The sequence below is a fragment of the Sphingobacteriales bacterium genome (assembly GCA_012517435.1).
Classification (GTDB): Bacteria; Bacteroidota; Bacteroidia; order CAILMK01; family JAAYUY01; genus JAAYUY01.
The window spans coordinates 1-9,960 of record JAAYUY010000067.1 but is presented as its reverse complement, the minus strand read 5'-3'; the positions used below and the strand labels follow the sequence as shown (position 1 = coordinate 9,960).

The following is a 9,960-nucleotide window of genomic DNA, read 5'->3' as shown; positions in this document are numbered from 1 at the left end:
TTGATCAGTAAATGGTACCGGAAAGGCATTGATGTCTGAATAATTATTCATTTCCTGAATTTCACTTTCATACCAGACAGATCTTTTCAGAACAGGAGAATTTGCTAAAGGAAGAAAATCAGGAGCATCAAGATTAAACGGGTCTGTAATTAATAGTAGGGTATTTAAAGCAAGTGTATCGTTTTTCTTATCCGTTGAAAAGAAATAGCTGCGTTCAAAATTGCTGGCAAAGAAATTTGACATTCCACTCATGATGGTATGGCTGACCACCAGATCATTATTGGTAGCATTGGTCTGAGCAGCAGTACCGTCAATAAATAAACCGGTTGGATGACCCGCAAATACTGAATTATAAACCTTTAGTCTGGTATTTCTTCTTAAGTGCATGGCTCTTTTATAATTTGAGTTTACGGTAACTGATGAATTTGCCTTAGGCCCGAAATAACTCAGATTAGAAAAAACAGGACTTGTTATCGGGGTATTACTGCTTCCGCTTCCGTCATTGTCAGATTCGAAGCAATTTGAACCGGAAACATCAGCAATATTGGGGTCGCGAAGTGCAACAGCAAACTGAACCCTACCTCTGAACCCATAATCTGTGTCAAAATCATCATCCCAACCTTTAAAAGCAATCAGGTATTTTGCATTTACCGTACCGCCAAACCATTCATAAGAGTCATCGCCATTATATGAAACCTGAATATGATCAATCTGTGTAAGGCTTCCGACACCGCCCAATGTTAAACCATTGATTTCTTTGTCAGGAAGTAAGGGAATACCACCAAATTCAATTCTAACGTAGCTAAGAACACCTGAGCTGTCTTCGTCATCATTTCCGCCATAAGTGCTTCTTGGTCCTCCTTCAATGACAGCACTTCCACCTGCAACATTTATTTTGGCTTTTCCGCAAATTACCAAACCTCCCCAGTCGCCATAAGACCTGCTTCCGATTGCCTGGTTTGAAGTAAATACTATTGGTTTGTCTTTTGTGCCTTTTGCAAAGATTTTCCCACCTTTTTCGATAATCAATGTTCCTTTGCTGTCTTTATCTCCTCTGATAACTGTTCCGGCAGGAATAGTAATGGATGCCCCATCAGCAACGTAAACAAAACCTTTTAATAAATAGGTTTTATTGGCATCCAGAACCAGATTGGTCGTAATTTCTCCTTCAATAATTTCAGTAGCATCCGGATAACTTGTGCTTTGTGGTTTCCAGTTTGCCCAACCTGCAGTCCAGTCTTCTGTTCCAAATGCACCAATATAGCTTACCTTTTCAAAGAATGGATCATTAATGCTTTGCGCAATGGCTCCGTAAGAACCTAAAACAACTAAAAGCTGTAAAAGAATTTTTTTCATAAGTTTTAATTTTTAATGTTTTCAAATTAATTTTTCTCGTGCAAAGTTTTTTTTGCTATGTAACCAGTTATTATTGATAATGTTATTAATTGCTTTTCAAAATGTTAAGATAAGTTAAAGTTTAAGGTCGAGTGAAAGGGTAAAATACCTGCCGGGAAAATAATTAAGCCTGATTTCATCTCTCGACACTATTCCGTCACCCTTACCGTCTCCGTTATTATCTTTATTGAAATGAATGGTTTGTTTATATACAATTTCCTGATTCAGCAAATCCTGAACGCCCAGTTTTACCTGCAGATTTTTGCCTAATTTTTTTGAAATTATCAGGTCTAAATTATGATGCGGCATCTCATAAACATCTGGTGCCTGAGAGTAAGGATCTCCTGCATAGATAATTCGTTTACCAATAATATTGTACAAAATGCTGACATTAAAATTAAACGAATCATTCTGATAAAATATCCCGGTATTTAAAATATAAGGTGACTGGCCTTGCATTGCTCTGTCTGATTCAAGCTCATTTTCTGCAAACTTTATCATACTTTTAATCAATGACCCGTTGAAAATAACACTGAAATCTTTAAATCCCGACAACCAGTCACTTCGTTTTGATAATGTTTCAAGTGATTTTTTAATGTCCAGCTCTATTCCGTAACTATAGGCGCTTTTCGTATTACGAAAGGTATATTCAGCTCCTGAACCTGACGGGACAACATAAACTTCTATCGGATTAATAAAGTTTTTGTAAAAAATGCCCGCACTAATCATTTCTTTCGGAGATGGATAAATTTCGTATCTGAAATCATAATTATGAATGTAAGTATTTACAATCATCGGATTCCCCCGTATGCCTGCTTTGTTTTCAAAGTCATAAAAGAGGTAAGGTGCAATTTCCCTGAATTCAGGACGGTTGACAGTCATTCCATAGGCAATCCGGAAAAGTCGATTATGGTTAAGGTTGTAAGACAGATTTACGGAAGGATATATGTTGATGCTATCCAACATAACATTTACGGGGATGGTCGGGTTATCTGTCCGGAAACTGTGAAGTTCCTGTATATTTCTTTCTATTCTCACACCTGCATTTATGTTTAACTTTTCCCTTAAAGGAATTTTAATATTCAGGTAACCGGCTATCAGTTTGTTTTTTGCTGTGTATGAATCGGATGCATTTGTTTTTTCATCCAGTACAATTCCATCTGAATCGTTTATGTTTTTATTGTTAAAAATTTCTTCTATCGGTAAAAAAGGCAATTCCTGATTGAAATAAAACAGATTTGAAACTTTATATCCAATATTTCTTGTGCTGAAAGTTCTGTCTTTACTTTCGAGATAAAAGCCTGTTTTTAATTCTGCATTAAAAGTTTCTGAAAAAACAAGATTGTGTTTCAGGTTAAAAGAACCCACATAGACATTCTCCTTCAAACGGATAAATACTCTTCCCACTTTTTCCGGGGAGGCAGCAAAAAAGAATTGAAGAGCATATTTCTCATAATGTGGATCGCTCGGGTCTTCTGTTATTTTATTGAATGATAATCTTTTAATATCAGGTTCATTTCTGTTGGAAAAGGAATAACCGGCTACCCAGTTGAACTCGGTAAGCTGATTCCTGAATTTATACCTGCCAGCCAACTGTCCGCTGTAAATGGTTCGGCTTAAAAATCTGAACTCATTCGCCATGATATAATTTCCACCATAATTTTCATAACCGTTTCTTAATATTGTTCTGGTATAGGAAATCTGATTAAAAAGGTTTCTGAAGTCAATGTTAAGGCCTTCACCTATGACAATTGACCAGTTGTGAAGAAAACCCAGCTTTATGTTGTTTGTAAACTGTGTATCATTGTTATAATAATACAAAACACTTTTATCCAATACAGTGTCATAGTTTTGATAATCAGCTCTGTAAATTTCATGGTTTGTAAAGGTATTGGTGTAGTTGAGGGATGTTATATTGCCAAGAGTACTTTTTTTAATGTTGAACCTGCGGCTAAATCCGAAAGAAAAACGTTGATCGGGAATGGCAGTAATCGTATGGGTCGTCCAGTTTTTATTCAGATTTTTGCTCACCTCAAGTACTTTTTCCCTGTCTGTGATATTTGATGAATTTGCAATCTTGATGAAATCTTCTGCTGAAGGAAAATTATCAGGCAATCCCCTTGTTCCATCATCAAATCCCAACCAGTCATATTTTCCACCTTCATGCCTGACAAAACGTTTAAATGTTGTGTTTGTCCTGTAAGATTGTGAAAATGAAACAGATATGTTGTTACTTTCGGGGACATTCCGTGTAAACACCTGAATACTTCCGCCTGCAAAATCAGAGGGTAACTCAGCAGAAGGTGTTTTAAATACAAGGATATTGTCAATCATTCCACTGGGAATCAGGTCAAATGAAAATGCTTTAACATCCACTTCAGAGCTGGGAGTGGCAGCCCCATTCAACCAAACACTGTTAAATCTTTCGCTTAATCCCCTGATCATGATAAATCTACCGTTCATAATAGTTATACCAGGTACGCGTTTCAATACTTCTGATGCATCTCTGTCCATGGTTTTGCTTATGGTCTGCCCGCTTACCCCACTAACCACATTGTCGCTGTTTTTGATGGCATTGATTACATTTACTTCACTCTGTGAGACACGCACAGCAGAAATAACAATGTCTTTAATGACAATGGCATCTTCCTCTAAAGTGATGTTAACAATAGTGGTTTGTTGAGGCTTAACAATCACTTTTTCAATAATTTGTGTTTTATATGAAATGTAAGAAGCTACCAGATTATATGTCCCGGGCTTTACATTATTAATTGTATAATTTCCGTTCAGGTCGGTAGCCGATCCGGTAGAAGATCCCTGAATATAAACATTAACCCCCACCAATGCTTCATTCAGTTTTTTATCCCATACTGTTCCCTTTATGGTTCCGGTTTGTGAGTATAAATCTGTATAAGAGGTGATTAAAACAACTATTAAAATAGCGAATTGTTTGATTTTCATTCATTTAAACTTTATGCAAAGTTATTCCGGGCTATTTTGCTGAATATTATTGCAATTTTAAATTTTAATTAATTCAGGGTTAAAATACCTCAGAATGAAACACATGAATAAAATATTCTTTTGCATTGATTTTCAGTTCTATGAACCAAACTGTTTTATATTAAATTTACATTATCGTTAAATAATTGTTATTTGCCCGATTTGTGTCATTTGCATGTTAATTTTGCATCAAATTTTTTATATGCCAATTTAAACATGAAAACTGAAATTAAAATACTGATCGCTGATGATGACCCTGATATTCTTGAATTTATCTCATACAATCTCAAATATGAAGGGTACCAGGTGTTTACTGCAGCCAATGGTCAGGAGGCACTTAAAACTGCTATGGCCAAACATCCGGATTTGATAATTCTTGATGTAATGATGCCGTTAATGGACGGCCTCGAAACCTGTCAGAAAATACGAAAAAACGACCAACTTAAGGATACACTGATTGTTTTTCTGACTGCCAGAAGTGACGATTATTCTCATATTGCCGGCCTTGAAGCAGGTGCTGACGACTACATTGTTAAACCCGTTAAAGTAAGTCTTTTGCTTAGCAAGGTTAAATCATTGCTTCGTAGAACCAAAACAATGGAGCAAGTTCCGAAAACTGAAATAGGAGAGCTTATTATTGACAGAGAAAAATATTCAGTAACCTTCAACGGAGAAGATAAAATATTGCCCCGAAAAGAGTTTGAACTGCTTTCTTTTCTTGCATCCAAACCCGGTAAAGTATTTACACGTGAAGAAATACTCACGGGTGTCTGGGGTAATGATATTATTGTCGGAGACCGAACCATCGATGTACATATCCGGAAACTTCGTGAAAAACTTAGCCCTGAACATATTAAAACCATAAAGGGCGTTGGGTATAAATATGAACCCTGACAATCAATCTGACTTATGAAGAAAAAGAACCTTACCCCTTTCCAGCTTGCTCTCCTTTCATCAGCCATTCTGTCTGTTCTGTTTATCTGTATTTTAATAACTGAATTTTTGTTTGAAAAACTACCTGACATCTGGTTTATCATCATTGCCTTTCTGATGGCTTTTGTGTTATCGTATCTGGTTTTTTATTTTGTATTGCAGATATTTATCTATCGGAAAATCAAATTGATATACAAATCCATTCATCACATAAAATCGACAAAAGAGGTTGCACCCCAAAAAATTCAGCTTACCAGAGATGTAATCGGAGAAGTTGAAGAACAGGTGGCTCATTGGAAAGAAGACTATCAGAATGAGATCAATACGCTGATTAAAAATGAACAATACAGGAGAGAATTTCTGACCAATGTCTCTCATGAACTGAAAAGCCCGTTGTTCAATGCCCAGGGATATATTCAGACCCTTATCGATAATAAACTATCTGATGAAGAAATAAATTTGAAATACCTGAAAAAAGCCGCTCAAAATCTGGAAAAACTTGGAGAAATAATAACTGATCTTGAAATAATTTCAAGGCTTGAAAACGGAGAATTGCAATTGGTATATACGAAATTCGACATCAGGGATCTGATCGAAGAAATCATGTTTAATCTTGAAATTCAGACAATTAAAAAGAACATCAGCCTTGGGTTTAAAGAAGGCTGCGATACTCCCTTTCATGTTTACGCAGATAAAGAACAAATATCAAGAGTTCTTAATAATCTGATTGTCAATGCCATACGTTATGGAAAAGAAAACGGAAGTGTGAAAATCGGACTGTACGACATGGGAGACAATATTTTAGTAGAAGTCAGTGATGACGGTATTGGAATAGAAAAAGAGCATTTGCCGCGGGTGTTTGAACGCTTTTTCAGGGTGGACAAAAGCCACGACCGGAAAGAAAGCGGCTCAGGACTTGGGTTGGCAATTGTAAAACATATTATTGAATGTCATCGTCAGACAATTAATGTCAGAAGTACACCCGGAGTGGGTTCCACTTTCGGTTTTACGCTAAAAAAAGCCTGATTTTAATATTCATTCATTTTACCCTCTCTGGACATTTTCAGATAATCAATGATTAAGGGAAAGTGTTCTGCATTTACTCCGTATTTCATCAACAAAGCACGATCATTTTCAAATTGCCTGAAAAAACCATTTATACCATCGGGATAATTCACAATACTTTTTAAATAGTAATTACTTGCATTTTGCCTGTCTTTCAGGCAAAGATAGAGATGCCCGAGATTCATTAAATCATTGTAATTCAACTGATCTGAACCAAGTTTTTGATAATGATTAAGGGATTCATTAAATTTTCCAAGTAAAAAATTAGTATATGCTATTGATTTGATAATATAAGGATTGTCTGGCTTTAACAAATCTACCTTGAAGAAAATATTCAGTGCTTTTTCATACTCATTCAGATTGAAGTAGCAATGGGCAATATAAGCCTGTATTTTCCAGTTTTCAGTATCTTCCTTTTCAATTTCACAATAATATTTCAGGGCATTCTGAAAATCTTCCATTTTTAAATAACAATAAGCCAGTTTTCGCCATATCCAGACATTTCCGGTGTCAATGATATCTGCCTTTGAATAATTTTCAATGGCTTTTGAATAGTTTTTCAGCTTTTGAAAACAAAAACCAAGTTTTTGCAAAATTTCAAGGTCTTCATTCCCTGCCTGATAAATTGATTCGTAAATGACGGCAGCTTCATCGTAATGCTCCCTGTTAAAATATTGATCAGCGATTTCTTTGAAAAATACAGGATCATTGATCAGTTTTTTTATTGTTGCAGTATTATGAATGTCAAGCTTCCATTGGAAAACATCTTCAAAATGAAATTTTTGCGGATTAAGCTTAAAAAACCTGTATAAATCCTGTAAATACTGGGTAATAATAATTCTGCTCTTAAGGGTCATATCAATTCTTCCTTCTTCCAGAAGCATTTCCCTTAATGAATGTGTTTCTTCAATAAACATATCGAACAAAAGCAGTTTCTGCTGTTCGGGTAAAGCTTTCAGGTTAAAGCAAAAGGAATATTTATCAGAATTGCAGATGTAAGGTGCAACTTCGAGTGCTTCAAGAAATTCGATGAAATTGGGATGCGACAGCTCTTTTTGCAAAGAACTTTTCAGGTTTTTCTCATCAGCATAAAAAGGCAAGAGCCAATTGATCAGGTTGTTAAAGAAAGGGAAATGTTTAAGCTGAGCAAAAGTTCCGATAAACATATCACTTCCCTGCATCTGGAGTTTGGATAACTCTTCCAGCTTGTCGTACAAACCCGGAGAATCTTTAAACACTTCTTTCCATTTGGGGTTTTTCTCATCTTCATCTTTGTCCGACAACAACTTTTCAATATCCAGGTTTTTAGCAATCTGCGGTGCATGTTTTATCACTTCCGGTAATATTTCTTCCTGAAGTTTTTTCGAGAGTTTTTCGGTATCTTTTGTCGTAATTAGCTGAAAAATAAGGGCTTTCAGGTCATCTTTAAACTCATTGTAGTCTGTAAGCAGAAGTAATTCTGAAAAAATAGCCGGATAAAATTCAATACGCCTGTCGTATTTATAAATTGCCAAAATCAAACCTGTCAGTGCCCTTTCACTGATATGGGGTAATTTTTTCAGATATGTCCTGATGAGAAGTGATATTTTGGCAATGTCAAAATTGTTTAACAATCCAAGTGTTAAGGCTGAAACCAGTAAACTTTTTTCATACCAGAAAATATTTTCATGTTCGATTATTCTTTCAAACAAATCAGAATCAATTTCATCATACCGATCTGTCAACCAGAATATTCTGAACAATTCTTCCATGCCCTGCCATGATTGCTCTTCAAGACTTGCATCATCGTCACTGACTGAAGTATTGCTTAACATATCTGCAATAACTCTTGGCGAGACCACTTTATCCAATAACTGTTCAGCCGTTTCTTTCGATAGTTTTCCCTGATTGTTGAAGTAATTTTTTGCCTTAAAATAAGGAAGCTCGGGACAATAAAAAAAAGCATTTTGTCGTGCTTTATCATTGATTTCCAAAAGATGGCAGCAAATATTATTATATATTTTTTCACGCTCAGGATCTACAACTCCTTTTATCATAAAACCAAGAAGGTATTTATAATTTTCAAGGGTCTGTTCGTAATCCTGTTGTAAATCAAATGACATGCTCTCTTTTATGAAAACATCAAGGTTTTGAATAGCTTCCGCCAGTTTTCGCTCGTAAACAAAGTTTTCTATTTTGTGATAGTACTGCTCAATTTCTTTTTTATACATAAGTCAAAATTTCAGACAATTATGATTATCAATAAAAATGCCTCTTATTAAATACTGACATATTGCACGGGATTAAACTTTCATTATACCAGTTCCGTCTATATTTGAACTCAAAATTAATAAATAAATTGGACATGAAAAACTCTTTTAAGATTATTATTCTGGCAGTATTATGTTTCAATCTGCCTAAAGTATCCGGACAAAGCTTGTCGGCTATTGATCCTGATAGTGTCTATCAGGGAACATCATTTAAAGCCCTGATAACAGCACAAAAAACAAACTTTACCAAAGCCACATTTAACGCTATCCGTCTCACAAGAGGCTTTAACCAAATCAACAGAGACAGTTTTCATGTAATCAATGATACTGCGCTTTATGCCTATTTTACTATTGGAAAAACAAGCCCGGTTGGAGCCTACAACGTGATCGTAAATAATAGTGTTGACGGAAATATGAATCTTGCAGGCAGTTTTTGGGTTCTTTTATCTCCCACATCTCCGGCCTTATTAAGTATTGACCCCGACAGTACCTTCCAGGGAACATCCATAAAAGCTTTAATCCTTTCGAAAAATACAAATTTTACAACAGCCAGTTTCACGGTTATCCGTCTTAGCCTTGGAATGAATCAAATAAATTATGACAGTTTTACTGTTATTAACGATACGGCTCTTTATGCCTATTTTACCATTGCCATATCACGGCCTGCCGGTGTTTATCAGTTGACTGTCTCCAACAGTATTGATGGCAATCTCACATTAGCGAATAAATTCTGGGTACTGACATCACCTTATGCGCCAAAACTGCTGAGCATTGATCCTGATTCAGTTTATCAGGGAACTCATTTCAAGGCTCTGATTCTGGGTCAAAACACGAATTTTATAGCCACAACTTTTTCTGCCATCCGGTTGGTACAGGGAACAAACATCATCCCTTACGACAGTTTCTCTATCATCAATGATACGGCAATTTATGTTTACTTTACGGTTTCTAAAACGCGCCCAACGGGAGCCTATAACCTGAATGTCAACAGTACAATTGATGGAAATTTAACCCTGACCGGAGTTTTCTGGGTGTTAAAAACACCATTTACTCCTGTGTTGCTGAGTATTGACCCTGATTCTACCGAGCAGGGAACTTCAGTAAAAGCCCTTATTCTTGCTTCGAATACTTCTTTTACGACAGCTAATTTCACCGTTATCAGGCTTAATCAGGGAACAACCCAGATAAACAGAGACAGCTTTACGGTAATCAACGACACTGCTCTATACGCTTATTTTACTTTTCAGATGACTACAGCTGTTGGTTTGTACAATCTGACAGTTACAAATAATCTGGATGGTACTCTTACACTGACTCA

General features: G+C 35.9%; 6 protein-coding genes. 3 read left to right on the top strand and 3 right to left on the bottom strand.

The features are described 5' to 3' along the window. Window positions 1-1,356 (bottom strand): hypothetical protein (locus GX437_03790; protein NLJ06775.1); only part of this gene is annotated, 1,356 nt, incomplete at its 3' end. A 114-nt stretch (window positions 1,357-1,470) separates the two neighbouring features. Further along, window positions 1,471-4,356, bottom strand: a complete 2,886-nt coding sequence (locus tag GX437_03785) for a TonB-dependent receptor (protein NLJ06774.1) — start codon at window positions 4,354-4,356, stop codon at window positions 1,471-1,473. Window positions 4,357-4,611: 255 nt separating this feature from the next. Here GX437_03785 and GX437_03780 point away from each other — a divergent pair, with 255 nt between their 5' ends. Next, entirely contained in the window at window positions 4,612-5,289 is a 678-nt protein-coding gene (locus GX437_03780; protein NLJ06773.1) for a response regulator transcription factor, read from the top strand. 15 nt (window positions 5,290-5,304) lie between these two features. Further along, on the top strand, window positions 5,305-6,354 hold the full coding sequence (locus GX437_03775; protein NLJ06772.1) for a sensor histidine kinase: 1,050 nt from the start codon (window positions 5,305-5,307) through the stop codon (window positions 6,352-6,354). A gap of 2 nt (window positions 6,355-6,356) precedes the next feature. On the opposite strand, the gene GX437_03770 is transcribed toward GX437_03775, so the two are convergent. Further along, window positions 6,357-8,603, bottom strand: coding sequence for a tetratricopeptide repeat protein (locus GX437_03770; protein NLJ06771.1), 2,247 nt, complete (start codon window positions 8,601-8,603; stop codon window positions 6,357-6,359). Window positions 8,604-8,737: 134 nt separating this feature from the next. Between GX437_03770 and GX437_03765 the strand changes: the two genes are divergently transcribed. Next, window positions 8,738-9,960, top strand: a 1,223-nt coding sequence (locus GX437_03765) for a hypothetical protein (protein NLJ06770.1), incomplete at its 3' end; no start/stop codon positions are given.

What these genes read in the sequence shown, in the direction of transcription:
- GX437_03785 (NLJ06774.1), bottom strand. Translation starts at nt 4,356, where the DNA reads ATGAAAATCAAACAATTCGCTATTTTAATAGTTGTTTTAATCACCTCT.
- GX437_03780 (NLJ06773.1), top strand. Translation starts at nt 4,612, where the DNA reads ATGAAAACTGAAATTAAAATACTGATCGCTGATGATGACCCTGATATT.
- GX437_03775 (NLJ06772.1), top strand. Translation starts at nt 5,305, where the DNA reads ATGAAGAAAAAGAACCTTACCCCTTTCCAGCTTGCTCTCCTTTCATCA.
- GX437_03770 (NLJ06771.1), bottom strand. Translation starts at nt 8,603, where the DNA reads ATGTATAAAAAAGAAATTGAGCAGTACTATCACAAAATAGAAAACTTT.